The 19,733-nt window shown below is 67.0% G+C and carries 18 protein-coding genes and 1 pseudogene; 18 read left to right on the top strand and 1 reads right to left on the bottom strand.

Annotation, left to right across the window (positions count from 1 at the left end):
* Positions 1-156: 156 nt before the first annotated feature.
* From M3I56_RS03620 to M3I56_RS03575, 10 genes are all read left to right on the top strand, one after another.
* Complete coding sequence (locus tag M3I56_RS03620) at positions 157-1,290, top strand: ABC transporter permease (RefSeq protein WP_254352584.1); 1,134 nt, start codon at positions 157-159, stop codon at positions 1,288-1,290.
* Positions 1,291-1,340: 50 nt separating this feature from the next.
* Positions 1,341-2,222, top strand: coding sequence for an ABC transporter ATP-binding protein (locus M3I56_RS03615; RefSeq protein ID WP_375541678.1), 882 nt, complete (start codon positions 1,341-1,343; stop codon positions 2,220-2,222).
* Positions 2,223-2,295: 73 nt separating this feature from the next.
* Positions 2,296-3,261, top strand: a complete 966-nt coding sequence (locus tag M3I56_RS03610) for an MlaD family protein (RefSeq protein ID WP_254352582.1) — start codon at positions 2,296-2,298, stop codon at positions 3,259-3,261.
* A 78-nt stretch (positions 3,262-3,339) separates the two neighbouring features.
* Positions 3,340-4,017 carry an ABC-type transport auxiliary lipoprotein family protein gene (locus tag M3I56_RS03605; protein WP_254352581.1) on the top strand — a complete coding sequence of 226 codons (678 nt, stop codon included), beginning with the start codon at positions 3,340-3,342 and terminating at the stop codon, positions 4,015-4,017.
* Positions 4,018-4,085: 68 nt separating this feature from the next.
* Positions 4,086-5,444, top strand: coding sequence for a VanZ family protein (locus M3I56_RS03600; protein ID WP_254352580.1), 1,359 nt, complete (start codon positions 4,086-4,088; stop codon positions 5,442-5,444).
* 163 nt (positions 5,445-5,607) lie between these two features.
* Positions 5,608-5,934: a ferredoxin gene (locus M3I56_RS03595; RefSeq protein ID WP_069265095.1), complete on the top strand. Its 327-nt coding sequence runs from the start codon at positions 5,608-5,610 to the stop codon at positions 5,932-5,934.
* A gap of 47 nt (positions 5,935-5,981) precedes the next feature.
* Positions 5,982-6,614 (top strand): alpha/beta hydrolase, encoded by a 633-nt coding sequence (locus tag M3I56_RS03590; protein WP_254352579.1) that lies wholly within the window; start codon positions 5,982-5,984, stop codon positions 6,612-6,614.
* Positions 6,615-6,917: 303 nt separating this feature from the next.
* The gene (locus M3I56_RS03585) at positions 6,918-8,225 is read left to right on the top strand and encodes a D-alanyl-D-alanine carboxypeptidase family protein (protein WP_254352578.1); all 1,308 of its coding nucleotides are present in this window, start codon (positions 6,918-6,920) and stop codon (positions 8,223-8,225) included.
* Positions 8,222-9,187: an aminotransferase class IV gene (locus M3I56_RS03580; RefSeq protein ID WP_254352577.1), complete on the top strand. Its 966-nt coding sequence runs from the start codon at positions 8,222-8,224 to the stop codon at positions 9,185-9,187. The genes M3I56_RS03585 and M3I56_RS03580 overlap by 4 nt, the downstream gene beginning before the upstream one ends.
* Positions 9,188-9,189: 2 nt before the next feature.
* Positions 9,190-9,477, top strand: coding sequence for a DUF493 family protein (locus tag M3I56_RS03575; protein WP_246089205.1), 288 nt, complete (start codon positions 9,190-9,192; stop codon positions 9,475-9,477).
* A gap of 84 nt (positions 9,478-9,561) precedes the next feature.
* Here M3I56_RS03575 and M3I56_RS03570 read toward each other — a convergent pair whose 3' ends face one another.
* The gene (locus M3I56_RS03570; RefSeq protein ID WP_254352576.1) at positions 9,562-10,539 is read right to left on the bottom strand and encodes a transcriptional regulator GcvA; all 978 of its coding nucleotides are present in this window, start codon (positions 10,537-10,539) and stop codon (positions 9,562-9,564) included.
* 101 nt (positions 10,540-10,640) lie between these two features.
* On the opposite strand from M3I56_RS03570, the gene M3I56_RS03565 reads away from it, so the two are divergent.
* The 8 genes and pseudogenes from M3I56_RS03565 (at position 10,641) to M3I56_RS03530 (ending at position 19,712) form a co-directional block, all read left to right on the top strand.
* Positions 10,641-10,967 (top strand): DUF2917 domain-containing protein, encoded by a 327-nt coding sequence (locus M3I56_RS03565; protein ID WP_254352575.1) that lies wholly within the window; start codon positions 10,641-10,643, stop codon positions 10,965-10,967.
* A gap of 109 nt (positions 10,968-11,076) precedes the next feature.
* Positions 11,077-11,835, top strand: a pseudogene (lipB, locus tag M3I56_RS03560) (lipoyl(octanoyl) transferase LipB); the annotation flags it as partial.
* 169 nt (positions 11,836-12,004) lie between these two features.
* Positions 12,005-12,994: a lipoyl synthase gene (gene lipA / locus M3I56_RS03555; RefSeq protein WP_254352573.1), complete on the top strand. Its 990-nt coding sequence runs from the start codon at positions 12,005-12,007 to the stop codon at positions 12,992-12,994.
* A 241-nt stretch (positions 12,995-13,235) separates the two neighbouring features.
* Positions 13,236-14,288 carry a taurine ABC transporter substrate-binding protein gene (gene tauA / locus M3I56_RS03550; RefSeq protein ID WP_254352572.1) on the top strand — a complete coding sequence of 351 codons (1,053 nt, stop codon included), beginning with the start codon at positions 13,236-13,238 and terminating at the stop codon, positions 14,286-14,288.
* 16 nt (positions 14,289-14,304) lie between these two features.
* On the top strand, positions 14,305-15,120 hold the full coding sequence (locus M3I56_RS03545; protein WP_254352571.1) for a taurine ABC transporter ATP-binding protein: 816 nt from the start codon (positions 14,305-14,307) through the stop codon (positions 15,118-15,120).
* Positions 15,117-15,998, top strand: coding sequence for an ABC transporter permease subunit (locus M3I56_RS03540; RefSeq protein WP_254352570.1), 882 nt, complete (start codon positions 15,117-15,119; stop codon positions 15,996-15,998). Before M3I56_RS03545 ends, M3I56_RS03540 begins: the two co-directional genes overlap by 4 nt.
* A 299-nt stretch (positions 15,999-16,297) precedes the next feature.
* Positions 16,298-17,581, top strand: coding sequence for a dicarboxylate/amino acid:cation symporter (locus M3I56_RS03535; protein WP_028201798.1), 1,284 nt, complete (start codon positions 16,298-16,300; stop codon positions 17,579-17,581).
* A 175-nt stretch (positions 17,582-17,756) separates the two neighbouring features.
* Positions 17,757-19,712 (top strand): ATP-binding protein, encoded by a 1,956-nt coding sequence (locus M3I56_RS03530; protein ID WP_375541677.1) that lies wholly within the window; start codon positions 17,757-17,759, stop codon positions 19,710-19,712.
* The last annotated feature ends 21 nt before the right edge of the window (positions 19,713-19,733 follow it).

Here is a 19,733-nt window from a genome sequence, read left to right as displayed (position 1 = left end):
GGCAATTCACAGGTCGCCCACAGGCAGTCCACAAGTTATCCAGAGAGTTGCCCACAGTTCGCCTCGGGTCTGAGCGCCGGCCGTGCGCTTTCGGACCGACGAAACGGGGCGCGTTCGCTACAATGTTTGCTCACCCCGTCCGTCGAGTGCTTACCCTTGAATCAAGACACGCCGCCCGGCCTTGAAGTCTCGGCCGGCACCCACGGAAAGACCGTGCGCCTGTCTGGCCAGTGGACAGCGCTCGCGCTCGCGCGCGACCGCGACCAGGGCGGTGCCGCGCGCCGTCTGCGCGAGATCGCCGAAGAGCGCGTAGGCGTTTGGGACCTCTCGGGCGTGGAGCGCATGGACCACGTGGGCGGCCAGGCGCTCTGGCGCGTCTGGGGCCACAAGCTGCCGGCCGATCTCATCGACCTCACGCAAACGCAGCGCGACATCTTCGAGCGCATCGCGCTGCTCGACTCCGTGCGCGAGCCGGCGGAGCGCATCGTGCGCGTCGATCCGGTCACGCAGCTCGGCCTCGCGATCTTCTCGTTCTTCGACCACCTGTACGGCGGCATCGCCATGTTCGGGCGCGTGATCCTCGATCTGCTGCTCGTTCTGCGCAAGCCCAAGGTCACGCCCTGGATCGAGATTTCGGCGAACGTCTACAACGCCGGCGCGCGCGCACTGCCCATCACGGCGCTCGTGGCGTTTCTGATCGGCATCGTGCTGTCATACCTTTCGGCGCAGCAATTGCGCCTCTTCGGCGCGAACCAGTTCATCGTCAACATCCTTGGCCTCGCGGTGATCCGCGAACTCGGGCCCGTGCTCTCGGCGATTCTCGTGGCGGGGCGCTCGGGCTCGGCCATCACGGCGCAGATCGGCGTGATGCGCGTGACCGAAGAGCTCGACGCCATGCGCGTGATGGGCATCTCGCACGGCCTGCGCCTCATCCTGCCGCGCGTGATCGCGCTCGGCGTCGCGATGCCGCTGCTCGTGATCTGGACCGACATCATTGCGTTGCTAGGCGGCGCGATCGCGGCGAAGATCGTGCTGGGCATCGACATTTCGTGGTTCATGCGCTCGATGCCCAGCGTCGTGCCGATCGCCAACGTGTGGATCGGCCTCGGCAAAGGAGTGGCGTTCGGCATGCTGGTGGCGATCGTGGGCTGTCACTTCGGCTTTCGCATCAAGGCGAATTCGCAGAGCCTGGGCGAGGGCACGACCACGTCGGTCGTCACGTCGATCACGATCGTGATCCTTGCCGACGCCGTATTCGCGATCCTGTTCCAGAACGTGGGGCTTTCATGAGCACGACTGGCACGACGGTTACGACGATCGAGACGAAAACGACCGGCACGATCACCACGCCGCTCAAGGAGGTCGCGCAGGATCTGCCGCTGCCGACCATCGGCGAGCCGGTGATCGAGGTCCACAATCTCTCGAAGCGCTACGGGCGCAACGTCGTCCATCAGCATCTGAACCTGGAAATTCGCCGCGGCGAGATCGTCACGCTGGTGGGCGGCTCCGGCTCGGGCAAGACCACGCTCGTGCGCCAGATCCTCGGGCTCGAGAAGCCGACCTCGGGCTCCATCAAGATGTTCGGCGAGAACATTTCGACCATCGACCCCGAGCACGCCCGCCTCATGCGCACGCGCACCGGCATGCTGTTCCAGCAAGGCGCGCTGTTCTCGTCGCTCACGGTATTCGACAACATCGCCCAGCCCGTGCGCGAGCTCGGCAAGGTGCCGGCCGCCCTGCTGCGCGACATCGTGATGCTCAAGCTCGAAATGGTCGGGCTGCCCTGCAAGCACGCCTCGAAAATGCCGGCCGCGCTGTCGGGCGGCATGATCAAGCGCGTGGGCCTCGCGCGCGCGATCGTGCTGGAGCCGGAGCTGCTCTTTCTCGACGAGCCCACGGCCGGGCTCGACCCGCGCTCGTCCGACGAAGTGGTGGACCTCATCAGCACGCTGCACCGGGCGTTGGGGCTCACCGTGGTGCTCGTCACGCACGACCTCGACGCCATGGTCGCGCTCTCCACGCGCGTGGCCGTGCTGGCCGAGCGCCGGGTGCTCGTGGCGGCGCCCGTGGAGGAGGCGGCGAGCGTCGATCATCCCTTCATCCGCGAGTACTTTCTGGGCATGCGCGGTCGCCGCGCGCTCCAGGCGCTGCCGCCCGAACGGCGCGCGAAGCTGCCGCCGGCGGCGCTCGCTCCCGCAGCCGTGGGGTACAAGCCGTGGTAGGGCCTGCGCACGCCTCTATCCGGCCTGACCGGCTCAACCGGCGCGCCGCGGCCGCCAAAGAAGGAATCTGACGATGGAAAACAAACCGCATGCGTTCTGGGCGGGCATGTTCACGATAGGCCTGCTGATCGTGATCGCGCTTGTCGTCATCTTCTTCAGCGCCGACCGCTCCGTGCGCGTGCCGTACGACCTCATTTCGCGCTCGAGCGTGACGGGCCTCTATCCGGACGCGGCGGTGCGTTTTCGCGGTATCGACGTGGGCAAGGTGCAGTCGATCAAGTTCGATACCCAGCATCCGGGCCAGATCCGCATTCGCATTCTCGTCGACCAGAAGGCGCCGATGACGCGCTCCACCTTCGGCTCGCTCGCGCTGCAGGGCGTGACGGGCATCGCGTTCGTGCAGCTCGACGACAACGGCATCGACCTCTCGCCGCTGCATTCTTCCCCGGCGCACGTGGCCGAGCTGCCGCTGCGCCCGGGCTTGCTCGACCAGCTCCAGCGCCGCGGCGACGCGCTCCTGCGCAAACTCGACAACATTGCCGGCGATATCGACGAGATGCTCTCCGAAGACAATCGCAAGCAGGTGATGCAGGCCGTGAACAGCCTGCAGCAGGCCGCGAGCAGCGTGAACGTGCTCGCTGAGCAGCTCCAGCCCGCGACGAAGCAGCTGCCGGGCGCGGTGACGGAGCTGCAGCACACGCTGCAGTCGACCAACACGCTCATCACGAGCATGAACCGCCCGGACGGCCCGTTCCAGACCAACCTCAACAAGGCCGGCACGGCGGCGGCCCAGGCGGGCGCGGCGCTCACCTCGATCGACGTCTCGATCCAGGACCTGTCGGCGCGCGTGGGCTACGACACGCTGCCACGCGTCGACTCGCTCACCGACGACGTGCGCTCGGCCATGCGCTCCGTGGACCGTGCGGCGGGCACTTTCAGCACGAGCCCGCGCAGCGTGCTGTTCGGCGGTGCGCCGCAGCCGGCGCCCGGGCCGGGCGAGCCGGGCTTTGCGTGGCCGGCCGCTGCGGGGACGAAGTAGGCGGCGCCATCGCCTTGGCGACACCATTCGATGTACTTTCGCGCGGCGCATGCGCCGCGCGCCAAAGAAGGAAACGCAATGTCACGCACATCACGCCTGCCACGATCGATGCAACGCGCCGCAACCGCCGGCTCGGCCTGGCTGGCGGCGCTCGCGCTCGGTGCGCTCCTCGCCGCCTGCGCGGGCGGTCCGTCTTCGATCAACGAGGCTCGCTACGACCTCGGGCTGCAGTCGTGGCAGGAAGCGCAGGGCGCGCAGGCCGGCCCGGCAGTGTCTGGCGTGCCGGGTGCCAGGCCGCTCCTGAAGGTGCTGGCGGTGAGCGCGCCGCCGCCGCTCGATAACGACGGCATCCTCTACCGGATGAATTTCGACTCGCAGCGCACGGCGCGCTACGCGAACAGCCGCTGGACGATGTCGCCCGCGCGGCTGCTCACGGAACACCTGCGCACGTCGCTCGGCGCGCACGCGACGGTGCTCGCGGGCGGCGACGCCGTGCAGGCGCCGATGCTCAAGGTCGAACTGTATGAGTTCGAGCAGGTGTTCGAGAGCCCGACGCAAAGCGCGGGTGTGCTGGCTGCGCGCGCAACGCTCATGCAGGGCGGCAAGGTGCTGGCGCAGCGCTCGTTCGCCACGCGCGCACCGGCGCCCACGCCGGATGCCGCGGGCGGTGTGCGAGCGCTGCAGGCGGCCAGCGACGATTTCGCCAATCAGCTGGGCGCGTGGCTGAGCACGCAGTCGTTCGCGGGCACGCCTTGAGGGACATGGACAGGCGTCGCGCGATAACAGTGCGCGGAGCGGCATTGGGGGCAAGGGCGGGATAGCGGATGATCGAAGCGGGACGGCTCCGGCTGCGCGCCCCGCAAGGCGGGCGGCGCGGGATGGACGGCGACGAGGGTGGCCAAAGCGGTGGCCAAAACAGCGGCCAGGGCGCTGGCGACGAACGCGGTGCGATCGCCAGCGGCGACACGCCCGCGCCCGCGGCATCATCGGCATCGCCAGCCGCCGCATGCGAGCCGCTGCTGCGCCAGGCCTCGACGCTCTCGCGTCAGGCGCTCGCGCTTTACACGGCGCTGATCGTCTACGGTTCGTGGTATCCGTTCACCGGCTGGCGGTCGCTCGGCCTCAGTCCGTTCGCCTATCTCGGCGATCCGTGGCCGCGCTACTGGACGGTTTTCGACATCGTCACCAACGTGCTCGGCTATATGCCGTTCGGCGCGCTTGTCGTGCTCGCCGCTTGGCCGCGCTGGCGTGGTTCTCTCGCGGTGCTGCTCGCCGCCATTGCGGGCACGCTGCTCTCGGGCGTCATGGAGGCCGTGCAGACCTGGCTGCCCACGCGCGTGGCGTCGAATCTCGATCTCGCCTCGAATGCGCTCGGCGCGTTGCTTGGCGCGCTCGTGGCGGCGCCCGCCACCGGCGCGCTGCTCGAGCGCGGCTTCCTGCGCCGCCTGCGCTTTCGCTGGTTCGAGCGCGACGCGGCCGTGCTGATGGTGCTCGCGGCGCTCTGGCCGTTCGCGACGATGTACCCCACGCCGCGCCTCTTTGGCCTCGGCGAGTGGGCGCGCGCGCTCTGGCAGCGCCTCGACGGCTCGATGCAGGACGCCGTGCTCGCCTGGACGCCCGCCGCCTGGCATCTGCGCTCGCTGCCCGACATGCTCGCCGCGCGCCTGCCCGATAGCGGCTGGGAAGCGATCGTCACGACGCTGAACCTGTTCGGCGCGGCGGCGTTCGCGACGCTCCCCATGCGCTCGCGGGCGCCGCGCGCGCGGCTCGTCATCGCGCTGATCGTGGTGACGCTCGTCGTCAAGGTAGGTGCGACCTTTCTGCAGTCGCAAAGCGGCCTCATCTTCGACTGGGCGACGCCGGGGGCGCTCGCGGGCCTCGTGTGGGGCACGCTGCTCGCGTTTCTCGCCTTGCGCCTGCCGCGCGCCGTGCGCGCAGCGGCGGCGACGCTCGCGCTCGCGGTGGCACTCGTGTTCGTGAACGTGTTGCCCGTGAACCCGTATTTCGACGTCGTGCTCGCGGACTGGCGGCAGGGCCGCTACCTGCACTTCAACGGCCTCGCACGCTGGCTCGCATGGACGTGGCCCTGGGCTGCGCTCGCGTGGACGGCGTTCTCGCTCGAACGTGCGTGGCTCGTGCGGCGCGCGCGCCGCGCCGCGAAGCGCGCTCGCCACGACCGGTGAGGGCGCGCGGCGCTCGCCTGAGCGTTCACGCCGCGCTCGTTATAATCGACCGGATCGCCGCGCAGCCACGCTCGCGCGCCACGCATTCTATTGCCGCCAAGGCGGGCCACACGCTTTCAGCAAGCCTGCGCTCACTGCACGACACTCACCGGTGCCCCACGCCATGACCGATTCGTTCTACAAGTACCACGTCTTTTTCTGCCTGAACCAGCGCGACCCCGGCGCGGACCGCCCGAGCTGCGCGAATTGCAACGCACAGGCCATGCAGGAGTACGCGAAGAAGCGCGTGAAGCAGCTGGGTCTCGCAGGCCCGGGCCAGGTGCGCATCAACAAGGCGGGCTGTCTCGACCGCTGCGAGGAGGGCCCGGCCGTCGTCGTGTATCCGGAAGGCACGTGGTACACGTATATCGACGAGAGCGACATCGACGAAATCGTCGTCTCGCATCTGCAGAACGGCCAGGTGGTCGAGCGCCTGAAGATCGATCGCTGATCGACCCCGATGCACGGCCCAACAGTACCCGTAAGGACTGCCGCACGATGAACGCCCAGACACAAAAATTCCAGATCGACGGTCCCGTCGGCAAGATCGAATGCGCGCTCGACGTGCCCGACGCCGGCACGACGCCGCGCGGCATTGCGCTCGTCGCGCATCCGCACCCGCTCTTTGGCGGCACGATGGACAACAAGGTCGCGCAAACGCTCGCGCGCACGCTGGTGCAGCTCGGCTACACGACCTATCGCTCGAACTTTCGCGGCGTGGGCGAAACGGCGGGCACGCACGACAACGGCATCGGCGAACAGGACGACCTGCTCGAACTCATCGCTTACATGCGCGCGCAACCGGGCCAGGCCGACGTGCCGCTCGTGCTCGCGGGCTTTTCGTTCGGCACCTTCGTGCTCTCGCACGTCGCGAAGCGCTATCTCGAAGCGGGCGGCGCGATCGAGCGCATGGTGTTCGTCGGGACGGCAGCGAGCCGTTGGGAAGTCGCGCCCGTGCGCGACGACACGCTCGTGATCCACGGCGAACTCGACGACACCGTGCCCGTTCTCTCGGTGTACGAATGGGCGCGTCCGCAGGAATTGCCCATCGTCGTGATTCCGGGGGCAGAACATTTCCTGCACCGCAAGCTGCATATCCTGAAGCGCATCATCGTCGAAGCGTGGCGCTGATGTGTCGGCTCAGCAGTCGGTCCCGCAGTCGGTCCCGCAGTTGCCTGCAGTTTCGGGGCCCGATGCAAGCCGTTCGTCCCCCCGCGTATGCCGGCAGAAATGCGTGAAAAATGCACCACAGGTACGCGCAAACGTGTGACTTAGCGAAAATTCGCCACGACGTGCCGCGTATAATGTTCGCCAATTTTGTGCTTGCTGCGCCGCGATCGGCGCATGCACGGCACCCGCATTCCCGCTTTCACCGACCGTGCGCCGCATGGCGCGTTACGTTCATCCCGTCCCCATTCCGCCCGACCCGAACCTATGCGTTTTCTCTCCTCTGGCCAACCGTCTTCTTTTGTTCCTTCCACCATCGTTCGTAACGTCACGCTTGCAGTGCTCCTGCCCGCCTCGCTGCTGGCGAGCGCGAACACGTTCGCCCGCACGCCCGCACACACCGCGGGCGTGAAAGCGCAGGTGCAGCCGCAAACGGCGGTGGCTGTGGGCACCCCCGCAGACAACGTGCTCGGCGGGCTGCCCCCTCCCGGCGTGAATGCACGCTCGTGGGTGCTCGTCGACGCCACCGCGAACCAGGTGCTCGCCTCCGGCAATGCCGATGAGCGTGTCGAGCCGGCATCGCTCACGAAGCTCATGACCGCGTACCTCGTGTTCGAGGCGCTGCAGAGCAAGAAGATCACGATGGATCAGATCGTCACGCCGAGCGAAGCCGTGCGCCGCGTGAAAAACGACGAGTCGCGCATGTTCATCGAAGCGAACAAGCCGGTCTCGGTGCATGACCTCGTGTACGGCATGATCATCCAGTCGGGCAACGACGCGGCCATCGCGCTTGCCGAACTCGTGGGCGGCAGCGAAGCGAACTTCGTCAACATGATGAACGCCGAAGCACAGAAGCTCGGCATGACGCACACGCACTTCGCCGACGTCAACGGTATGCCCGACCCCAATCACTACACGTCGGCCGGCGACCTCGCCACGCTCTCCGCGCGTCTGATCCGCGACTATCCCGAGTACTACGACATCTTCTCGGTCAAGGAATTCAAGTACAACAACATCAAGCAGCCGAACCGCAACCGCCTGCTGTGGATCGACCCGACGGTCGACGGCCTGAAGACCGGCCACACCGAAGCGGCGGGCTACTGCCTGATCGCATCGGCGAGGCGTCCGCTCGCGGGCGGCGGCAACCGCCGTCTCGTCTCGGTGATGATGGGCGAGCAGAAGGAACACGACCGCGTGCAGGACAGCCTCAAGATGCTGAACTACGGCTATAGCGCGTACGACACCACGCGCATCTATCAGGCGAACCAGGCCGTGGCGACGCCGCGCGTCTACAAGGGCACGCTCGACGCCGTGAAGGTCGGCGTGCAGAAGGATCAGTTCGTCACGCTGCCCAAGGGCGCTGCCGACAAGGCCAAGCCGCAGGTCGAACTCAGCAGCCCGCTGATTGCGCCGCTCGCGGTTGGCCAGAAGGTCGGCACGGCGAAGTTCGTGGGCGCGGATGGCAAGGTGCTCGCGCAGGTTCCGCTCGTCTCGCTCGAAGCCGTGCCGCAGGCCGGCGTCGTCGGCCGCGTGTGGGATTCGCTCATGCTCATGGTCAACAAGAAGAAGTCATGACACCCGCTTCAGCGACGCAGGCGGGCGAGCCGCTTGTCTGGCTCAACGGCGAGATCACGCCGCTTGCCGAAGCGCGCATTCCCGTGCTCGATCGCGGCTTCATCTTCGGCGACGGCATTTACGAAGTCGTGCCCGTCTATGCGCTCGCCGATGATGCAGGCACGCTGCGCGTGCCGTTTCGCATCGCGCAGCACCTCGCGCGTCTGAAGCGTTCGCTCGAGAAGGTCGGCATTGCGAATCCGTTCGACGAAGCAGGCTGGCGCGCACTGGTCGCGCGTTTGATCGAGGCGAACGAAGCCGCGCTCGCGCTCGCGCGCGATGCCCACGCCAACTTCTACGTGCAGGTGACGCGCGGTGTGGCGCCGCGCGGCCACGCCTTCCCGGCGGCGGCCACGCCCACCGTGTTCGCGATGGTCAATCCGCTCAAGCTGCCGGGCGTTGCACAGCGCGAGCAAGGCGTGCGCTGTGTGACGGCTGAAGACAAACGCTGGCTGAATTGCGACATCAAGTCGACTTCGCTGCTCGGCAACGTGCTGATGGCGCAGCACGCGGCGGAAAACGATGCATTCGAAACGATCCAGCTGCGCGACGGCTGGCTCACCGAAGCGTCTTCGTCGAACGTTTGGGTCGCGAAGGGCGGCGCGCTCGTTGCACCGCCGCGCAGCAACCGCATTCTCGAAGGCATTCGCTACGGCCTGATCGAGGAGCTGGCCAAGGAATGCGGCGTGCGCTTCGAAGCGCGCGAGGTCGCCGAAGCCGAACTGCGCGAGGCGGACGAGATTCTCGTGACCTCGGCAACCAAGGAAGTGCTGGCGGTCGTCGCGCTCGACGGCAAGCCGGTGGGCGGCGGCAAGCCGGGGCCGGTCTACGCCGCGCTCCACGCGGCGTACCAGCGCGCGAAGCAACGCGAGGCGCAGGCATTGCGCGCAGCGGCCGCCGAGCTACAGCAAGTGGAGAAATGAACGTGACACAACAGGCAAACAACCCCGAAGCGAAAGAATCGCTGATCGAATTCCCCTGCGACTTCCCGATCAAGGTGATGGGCAAGACGCATCCGGAATTCCAGGACACCATCGTGACGGTGCTGCGCGAATTCGACGGCGGCTTCGACGCCACGACCATCGAGACGCGTCCTTCGAGCGGCGGCAACTACACAGGCCTCACCGTAACGGTGCGCGCCACGAGCCAGGCGCATCTCGACGACATCTATCGAGCCCTCACCGGGCATCCGATGGTGAAGATCGTGCTGTAAGCGGGCGGAAGGCGTTCACATGAAAAGGGCCGCAACGTGCGGCCCTTTTTGCATCCGCCGCTCGCATCCGGTCCCCTCGGGTCGTCAAGGCATATCGCCCACGCGCGCACGTTGCGCCGCGGCGGCGGCCGTCATCAGCGGACCGGCTTCGCATGCGTCCTCGTAAAGCCGCCGAAAGCGCGCGACCTCGTCGAACACCCAGTCGCGGAACGCTTGCACGCGCTCGGTCTGCATGCGTTGCGGCGGGCAGATGAAGTAGTAGCGCCACGGGCTCGGGCCGTCGATGTCCTTGAAAAGGCGCACGAGGCGCCCGAGCGTGATCTCATGCATGGCGAGCGAGCGGCGCACGAGCGCGATGCCCTGGCCGTCCATCGCCGCCTGCAAAAGGTTCGACGAATCCTGGTAGAGCACGCCGCGCTTCGGCTCGGGCAGGTCCTGGAGGCCCGCGGCGTCGAACCACGGGCGCCAGAGTTCGTCGTCCGAGCGCAGCAGCGGCAGCTTCGCGAGTTCGTGTGGATCGGTGGGCAGCCTGCCGCCGTTGAAATCGGGCGAGCAGGCGGGAAAGAAGATTTCGTCGAGCAGCAGTTCGGCGTGCAGCCCCGGATAGTGCCCGTAGCCAAAGCGGATGGCGACATCGACGTCGTCGCGCGCGAAGTCGGTGAGCGAATTCGTCGATTGCAGCTCGACGTCCCACTGCGGATGCGCCTCGATGAAGCGGCCGATGCGCGGCGTGACCCAACGCGCCGCAAACGACGACAGCATTGAAACGACGAGCCGCCGGTCGCGGTCGCCGGCGCGGATTTCCTGGGTGGCGTGCGCGAGCTGGCTGAGCGCGTCGCGCACCTGGCCGGCGTAGCGGCGGCCGGTGTCGGTCACGCGCACGCGTTTGCCGTCGCGGGCGAAGAGCGCCACGCCCAGTTCCGCTTCGAGCGCGCGAATCTGGTGGCTCACGGCGCCATGCGTGACGAAGAGTTCGTCGGCGGCGCGCGAGAAGCTTTCGTGGCGGGCGGCGGCTTCGAAGGCCTTGAGCGCGTTCAGCGCAGGTAGCTGGCGCAGATCCATATCGTATTTTTTCTCACATAGCCGTGAAAATTGATCGTTTTGCTCGATCCCTTATGGTGTCTACGATTGTAGCTATCGAAGCAGGTCATTCGGAGTCGAAAATGAGAGAAATTTCTTCGGATATCACGTTTGAAGTGGCGGCCGATCAAACGGCCTCAGTGCGCGTCACGCGCAGCACGCGGCTGACCGTGAAGTGCGGCACCGTCTGGGTCACGCGCAGCGACGACACCGCCGACTACTGGCTCGAGCCCGGCCACACGCTGCGGCTGCGGCGCGGCGAGCGCCTGTGGATCGGCGCGGAAGGCGGCGCCCCCGCGTGGGTGGGCTTCGCGGTGCCGGCGCGCCTGAGTGAGCGCGTGGTCGACCTGGCCGCGCGCGCCGCACAGCGCGCAGGCGTTCATATCGGCGACGGCTGGCGCACGGTTTGACCTGACGGCCAGTCATTCAAAGACGGCGGCGATGGGAGACAACCCACCGCCGCCGTTATCCGCAGCATGCCCGGCGCGCTCGTCCCGAATTCGGTAAACTCCCGAAATCATGTGCGCCACCCCGGTTTCACCCTCGCAAATTCCTTCCGACCCCGGTACAGCCGCGGCCGCGTCCCAAACGGCAGGTTCGCTCATCGTCGTGCGCTGGCGCGGCAACGAGGCTTATCAGACGAGCTTCGACGCCATGCGCGAGTTCACGGCCGCCCGTGACGCCAGGACGCCCGACGAAATCTGGCTCGTCGAGCATGCGCCCGTCTTCACGCTCGGCCAGGCCGGCAAGCCCGAGCACCTGCTCGTAGCGAACAGCGGCATCCCGCTCGTACAGATCGATCGCGGCGGGCAGATCACGTATCACGGGCCGGGCCAGGTGGTGGCCTACCTGCTGCTCGACCTGCGGCGCAGGAAGCTGATGGTGCGCGAGCTCGTCACGCTCATCGAGGACGCCGTGATCGAAACATTGGCGGCGTATAATCTCGCGGGCGAGCGCAAGGCCGGCGCGCCCGGCATTTACGTGCCGCAGGACGCCAGCGGCGCAAGCGCCGCGCACCCGGGCGCGAAAGTCGCCGCCCTCGGGCTGAAGATCCGCAACGGCTGCAGCTATCACGGCGTGAGCCTGAACGTGTCGATGGATCTGAACCCATTTCTCGCGATCAATCCGTGTGGATACGCCGGTCTCGAAACCGTCGACATGGCCACGCTGGGTGTCGAGGCGAGTTGGCGCGACGTCGCCGCCACGCTGGCGGCGCGGCTCGAGGCGAATCTCGCGGCGCACGCAGCAACACTTCTCGCGGTGGCCGAAGCGGCTGCCACAGACCCTTCAGCCGAAGCTGCCGGGATGAACCCGGCCGCAGAGGCGGCTGAAAAGGAAGCGACCGCTTACGCGGCCGCGATGGACCCGGCCGAAGCGGCCGTCTCAGGCGGGCAACCGCCGCAACCGCAGGCTGGCGTTGCACCGGCGGCCTGACTGGATCGAAAGCATGACTGACATCACTGCGAACCCCGCTGGCACCAACGCCGACGCCGTTCCCTACGACGCCACCGCAAAACAGAAGGCGCAGGCCAAGACCTCGCGCATTCCGATCAAGGTCATTCCCATCGAGAAGCTCAAGAAGCCCGAGTGGATCCGCGTGAAGGCGGCCACGGGCAACTCGCGTTTCTACGAAATCAAGAACATCCTGCGCGAGCACAACCTTCACACGGTCTGCGAGGAAGCGAGCTGCCCGAACATCGGCGAATGCTTCGGCAAAGGCACCGCGACGTTCATGATCATGGGCGACAAGTGCACGCGCCGCTGCCCGTTCTGCGACGTGGGCCACGGCCGCCCCGATCCGCTCGATCCGGATGAACCCGCGAACCTCGCGCGCACCATCGGCGCGCTCAAGCTCAAGTACGTCGTGATCACGAGCGTGGACCGCGACGACCTGCGCGACGGCGGCGCTGGCCACTTCGTGGAGTGCATCCGCCACGTGCGCGAGCAGTCGCCCGAGACGCGTATCGAGATCCTCACGCCGGACTTCCGCGGCCGTCTCGACCGCGCGCTGCAGATCCTCAACGCCGCGCCGCCCGATGTGATGAACCACAATCTCGAAACGGTGCCGCGCCTCTACAAGGAAGCGCGCCCGGGTTCGGACTACGCGCACTCGCTCAAGCTGCTCAAGGACTTCAAGGCGCTGCACCCCGAGGTCGCGACGAAGTCGGGCCTGATGGTGGGTCTCGGCGAAACCGAAGAAGAAATTCTTCAGGTGATGCGCGACCTGCGCGCGCACGACGTCGACATGCTGACGATCGGCCAGTACCTGCAGCCTTCGGAACACCATCTGCCGGTGCGTTCGTACGTGCATCCCGACACGTTCAAGATGTACGAGGAAGAGGCGTACAAGATGGGCTTCACGCACGCGGCCGTTGGCGCGATGGTGCGTTCGAGCTATCACGCCGATCTGCAGGCGCATGGGGCAGGGGTCGTTTAAACAACTCCCCGCTTCTCGCAAGCACGCAATCGAAAAGCCCGCTGAAGAGCGGGCTTTTTGCTTTGCGCCGCGCTCGAACAGCGCGACTCACGCATCGATTCCAGCACCATCCACCTCAACGCGAAAAGCAATGCTTCAGCAGCGTCATTAGCTAACGCGGATAAGTTAGAACCGCCCGCCGCCAGACTCCCTATAGTCGGAACCTTCATTCACTCGAACGCCGTTCCGCCGGAGTCTCCCGATGAACGCTCGCGCTAACCCTGCATTCACACGCCGCCCGCACATCGCCGTTGTTGCATTCGCCGCCGCCTGCCTCGCCAGCGCGTTCGGCGCGCCGCGTGCGCACGCCGAAACGCGTGAGGTCGTGATCGCGTATCAGGACATGGTGGTGCCGTGGCGCTATGCGCAGGCAACGGGCGAAGTCGAGAAGGAAACGGGCTACAAGGTCACCTACCGCAAGCTCGCGAGCGGCGCCGACGTGATCCGCGCGCTCGCCTCGGGCTCGGTGCAGCTTGGCGAGGCGGGTTCGAGCCCGATTGCGGCGGGCCTCTCGCAGGGCGTGGATCTCTCGCTGTTCTGGATTCTCGACAACATCAACGACGCCGAAGCGCTCGTCGCGCGCGACGGTTCGGGCGTGACGAGCATCGCGGGTCTGAAGGGCAAGACGATCGGCGTGCCATATGTCTCGACCTCGCACTTTCACGCGCTCGTCGCGCTGCAGAACGCGGGCGTGAATCCCGCCGACGTGAAGATCGTCAACCTGCGTCCGCCCGAGGTCGCGGCCGCCTGGCAGCGCGGCAACATCGACGCGACCTACATCTGGGACCCCGTGCTCGCGCAGGTGAAGAAGAACGGCAAGGTGCTGATTACTTCAGGCCAGGTGGCGAAGGCCACGGGCAAGGCGACCTTCGACGGCTTCGTGGTCGACCGCAAGTTCGCCAAAGACAACGGCGATTTCGTCGCGAAGTTCGTGAAGGTGCTGGCCGCCGCCGACGCCGATTACAGCGCGCATCGCACGGCATGGAGCGCGGCTTCGCCGCAGGTGCAGGCGGTGGCGAAGGAGTCGGGCGCGAATGCCGCCGAAGTGCCCGCGAGTCTCGCGCTCTACGCGTTCCCAACGCCCGCCGAGCAGGTCTCGAAGACATGGCTGGGCGGTGGCGCGCAGTCGGGGGCGGCGCAGTCGCTGCTCGCCACGGCCACCTTCCTCAAGGAGCAGGGGACGATCCAGAACGTGCTGCCCGACTACTCGGTAGGCGTCGATCCGCAGTACGTGCAGCGCGCGGCCGCGCATTGAACGCCAGGAGCTACGCATGAGCGCGCTCGCGATCCGCGATCTCACCGTCATCTACGAAGGCGCGGGACGTGACGCTGCGCCGAACGTCGCGCTCGCCAACGTGAACCTCGACGTGGCGAGCGGCGAGTTCGTCGTCGCGCTCGGCGCGTCGGGCTGTGGCAAGACCACGTTGCTCAACTGCATTGCGGGCTTCATCGAGCCAGCGCTTGGCGAGGTGCGCGTGAACGGCGCGCGCGTGGAGGGGCCGGGCGCCGAGCGCGGCGTGGTGTTCCAGAAGCACGCGCTCCTGCCGTGGCTCGACGTGCTGGATAACGTCGCGCTCGGCTTGCGCTTTCGGCGCGTGCCGAAGGCGCAGCGCGAGCGTATCGCGCGCGAGCAACTCGCGCTCGTGGGCCTGGAGCGCCAAGCGCGCGAACGCGTGTATGCGCTCTCGGGCGGTATGCAGCAGCGCGTGGGCATTGCGCGCGCGCTCGCGAGCGATCCGCAGATCCTGCTGATGGACGAGCCGATGGGCGCCCTCGACGCCATGACGCGCGAGCAGGTGCAGACGCTCGTGCTCGACGTCTGGGCGCGCACGCAGAAGACGGTGTTCTTCATCACGCACAGCGTGGAGGAGGCGCTCTTTCTGGCGACGCGCATCGTCGTCATGACGCCGGGGCCGGGCCGCATCGAGCGCGAGTACGAGGTGCCGTTCGCGCGCCAGTATCTCGCCACGCGTAACGCGCGCGCCGTGAAGTCGTCGCCGGAATTCATCGCGTGGCGCGAGCGGCTGGTGGATTTGCTGCATGCGGACGCGGGCGTACACGCACACATACACGAGGAGCCGGTATGAGCGTGCCGCACGAATCGTTGAGAGAAGTCGCGTTGAAGGCTCGCAGCGTCAATGCATCCGCTGCGCGCGAAGCGCAAACGGCGCGCTCCAAAGTCTGGCGCATGCCCGGCGAAGGCCCCACGGCTGCGCTGAGCGCGGCCTCGGTGGCGGGGCTCGCGCTGCTCTGGTGGCTCGCGACGCATCTGCACTGGCTGCCGCCGCTCTTCCTGCCGACGCCCGATGCTGTCTGGCAAGCCTTCACCGACGCGCTGCACGGCCGCATCCAGGGCGGCCTGCCGCTCTCCGAGCATTTGTTCTGGAGCGCGCTGCGCGTGTTCGGCGCGTTCCTGCTGGCCGTAGTGACGGCCGTGCCCGTCGGCATTCTGATGGGCGTGTCGCGCATCGCGCGCGGCCTGCTCGATCCGCCGCTCGAGTTCTACCGGCCGTTGCCGCCGCTCGCCTATCTGCCGCTCGTGGTGATCTGGTTCGGCATCGACGAGACGGCCAAGATCGTCGTGATCTGGCTCGCCTGCTTCGCGCCCATCGCGATGGCCGCGCGCGCCGGGGCGAAAAGCGCGAGCGTCGAGCAGATCCGCGCGGCGGCGTCGCTGGGCGGCAGCCTCGCGCAGATCGTGCGCTTCGTCGTGCTGCCCGCCGCCCTGCCCGAAATCCTCACGGGCCTGCGCATCGCCATCGGCTTTGGCTGGACCACGCTCGTGGCCGCCGAGATGGTCGCCGCCACGGCGGGCCTGGGACAGATGGTGCTCAACGCGTCGAGCTTCCTGCGCACCGACGTCGTGGTGATGGGCATCGTGCTGATCGGGCTCATTGCGTGGTGCTTCGATCTGGGCATGCGTGCGCTCGAGAAACGGCTCGTGCCGTGGAAGGGACGCGGCTAAGGCGGCCCCCGTCTTTCTGGAAATCCGAACGCTCATGGGGCGCGATTCTGGAAAACCAGATTCGCGCCTTTGTTCGCTGGATAAAAATCCTTATAAATCAACAGCGTGAGCGATTGCGCTCGCTGGCATTCTCCTTGCAATTAAGAACGCGCGGCCACCCAGGCCGCGACAAAAAAAGAATCAAGGAGACAGCCGATGTCCGATCCCATCCTCCGGTTTCGCTGATCCCCAGTTTCGACCTGTCGCGGCCCGAACTCGCTTCGTTCGGCCATTGGCTTAACTCATTTGCAGGAACCACCGTGAAGAAACCTCTCCACAAAGTCCTCTATTTCCAGGTGATCGTGGCGATCGTCATCGGCGTGATCCTCGGCCATTACTGGCCTGCGATCGGCATCGACATGAAGCCGTTCGGCGACGCCTTCATCAAGCTCATCAAGATGGTGATCGGGCCGATCATCTTCTGTACCGTCGTGACCGGCATCGCCGGGATGGAGGACATGAAGAAGGTCGGCCGCGTGGGCGGCAAGGCGCTGCTCTACTTCGAGATCGTCTCGACCTTCGCGCTCGTGCTCGGCCTGATCGCCACGCACGTGCTGAAGCCGGGCGCGGGCTTCAACGTCGACGTCCATTCGCTCGACGCCAAGGCCGTGGCCAGCTTCGCCGAAAAGGCGCATGGCCAGAGCAGCGTCGACTTCCTGATGCACATCATTCCGGACACGATCACTTCGGCGTTCGCGCAGGGCGAGATCCTGCAGATCCTGCTGATCGCGCTGCTGTTCGGCGCCGTGCTCACGCAACTGGGCGAGCGTGGCCGCGTGGTGACCGAGTTCATCGACAGCATCTCGGGCGTGCTGTTCGGCGTCGTGAAGATCGTCACGAAGCTCGCACCGATCGGCGCGTTCGGCGCGATGGCGTTCACCATCGGCAAGTATGGCGTGGGCTCGCTGATCCCGATGCTCAAGCTCATCGGCACGTTCTACCTCACGTCGATCGTGTTCGTGCTCGTCGTGCTCGGCGCGATCGCGCGCTTCACGGGCTTCTCGATCATCCGCTTCGTTTCCTACATCAAGGAAGAGCTGCTGATCGTGCTCGGCACCAGTTCGTCGGAATCGGCGCTGCCGCAACTGATGCAGAAGCTCGAGCGCCTTGGCTGCTCTCGCTCGGTCGTGGGCCTCGTCGTGCCGACCGGCTACTCGTTCAACCTCGACGGCACCAACATCTACATGACGATGGCGGTGCTCTTCATCGCCCAGGCGACCAACACCGACCTCACGTGGACGCAGCAGCTCACGCTGCTCGCGGTGACGATGCTCACCTCGAAGGGCGCGAGCGGCGTGACCGGCGCGGGCTTCATCACGCTGGCGGCCACGCTCGCCGTGGTGCCCACCATTCCGCTCTCGGGCATGGTGCTGATCCTCGGCATCGACCGCTTCATGAGCGAGTGCCGCGCGCTGACCAACATCGTCGGCAACGGCGTGGCGACGGTCGTGGTCTCGGCATGGGAGAAGGAGCTCGACCGCAACAAGCTGCGCGCCGTGCTCTCCGGCGAGGTCGAAGAAATGAAGGAAAGCGCAGGCGCGTAAGCCGCGCTGGGCGGGCGCGCAAGCCGCGAGGCGCGCCGCCCGCCGATGTTTGTTCCTCGATGTTGCGCGGCCATGGCCGCTGGGCGGCGCGAGCGTTTCCCCTGCGTGAGCGCCGCCCGTTTTTGCCTTTCTCGCCTGACCAGGCGGCACGTTGCCTGAGTGCACCCGAAGCGCACTGTCCGACCCGGACGACCCGGCGCGGCCGTGTGCCACAATCTCCCTCATCCCCCTCGACCGTCTGGAAGCCGCTCACGTGACGCGCCGCCTCATCATCCTCTTCGCGCTCGCAGCCGGCCTCGTCGCGGTCTGCGCGCTGACGTGGGCGCTCACGTGGCAGACCGGCATCGACGCGTTGCGCCGCAACGCCGCCGTGCGCGGCGACCGCACCGCGGCCTCGCTCAAGAGCACGCTGGAGCGCTACGACTCGCTGCCCTATATCGTCGGCGAGCATCCGCTCGTGCAGGACGTGCTGGTCGATCAGCGACCCGAGTGGGTGGCCGCCGCGAACCGCTATCTCGAAGACGTGAACCGCCACGCGCGCGCCACGACGACCTACATCATCCGCGCCGACGGCAAGAGCATCGCGGCCAGCAACTGGCGCGACCCCGATAGTTTCGTGGGCGCGGATTACCGCTTCCGGCCGTATTTCATCGACGCGATGAACGGCGGCGTGGGGCGCTTCTTCGGCATCGGCACGATCTCGCACGATCCGGGCTACTACGTATCGCAGCCCGTGCGGCGCGACGGCAAGATCGTTGGCGTGGCCGTGGTGAAGCTCAATCTCGAATGGTTTCCGGGCACCGATGCCTCCGAGCCGCTGCTCGTCACCGACGACAACGGCGTGATCTTTCTGTCCTCGGTGCCCGCGTGGAAGTACCGCACGGTGCGCCCGCTGCCGCCGGCCGTGGTGGCCTCGATCGACGCCACGCGCCAGTACGCGAGCGAGCCGATCGCGCCGCTGCCGACGAGCGTCGAACGCGTGTTGCAGGGCGGCGCCGACATCGTGCGCATGGGCGCAGGCATCCGCGCGCCGCGCTACCTGGAAACGCGCCGCTCGCTCGGCGAGCCCGACTGGCATCTCGTCACCATGTCGTCGATCGATCCCGTTCTCGAAGCCTCGCGCAACGCGACCATCATGACGGGCTTCGGCTACGTTTCCCTGTGCCTGTTCGGCTTCTACTGGCGCATGCGGCGCGCACGCGTGAGAGAAGTGATGCGCAGCCGCGCGATGCTGCAAAAGGCCTATGCGATGCTCAACGAGCGCGTGGCAGAGCGCACCGCCGATCTCTCGCAGGCCAACGAGCGCCTGCAGCGCGAGGTGGCGGAGCGCACGCGCGCCGAGGCGGAACTGCGCGCGACCCAGGACGAACTGATCCAGGCGAGCAAGCTCGCCGCGCTCGGCCAGATGGCGGCGGGCATCACGCACGAACTGAACCAGCCCCTCGCGGCGCTGCGCAGCTTCTCGGACAACACGCGCGTGTTTCTGGAGCGCGGCCAATACGCGGCGGCCACCGAAAACCTCGAGGCGATCGGCTCGCTCACCGAGCGCATGGGCAAGATCGTCAATCAGCTCAAGCTGTTCGTCGGGCGCGCGCGGCCGAGGGGCGCGCGTGCACCGGTGGCCCGCGCGCTGCGCAACTCGCTCGCGTTGCTCGGCAAGCGGCTCGACGGCGTGCGCGTGGATCTCACGTTGACGGAAGACGGCGCGCCGACTGTGCCGCTAGACGTGGACGCCGAGTACCCGGACCTGAGCGCGCAGAGCGACGACCTGCGGCTCGAGCAGGTGCTCATCAACGTACTCGGCAATGCGCTCGACGCCGTGGCGGCCCTGCCGTCGCCGCGCATCGCGATCGACGTGCAGGCGAGCGCCGCGACGCTCGTCATCGCGGTGAGCGACAATGGTCCGGGCATTCCCGACGACGTGCTGCCGCGCCTTTTCGAGCCGTTTTTCACGACCAAGGAAATGGGGCAGGGGCTCGGCCTCGGACTTGCGATTTCCTCGTCGATCGCACGCGACTGCGGCGGCTCGCTCACGGCCAGCAACGTGCCGGAAGGCGGCGCACGCTTCGTGCTGACGTTGCGCCGCTCGCGCGCGGATGCCGCGAGCGCGGCGCGTGCCGCTGGGTTGTGACGCTGGGTTGTGAGACTGGGT

The organism is Paraburkholderia sp. CNPSo 3281, assembly GCF_024206515.1.
Taxonomy (GTDB): domain Bacteria; phylum Pseudomonadota; class Gammaproteobacteria; order Burkholderiales; family Burkholderiaceae; genus Paraburkholderia; species Paraburkholderia nodosa.
This window is presented reverse-complemented; position numbering and strand designations above follow the sequence as displayed.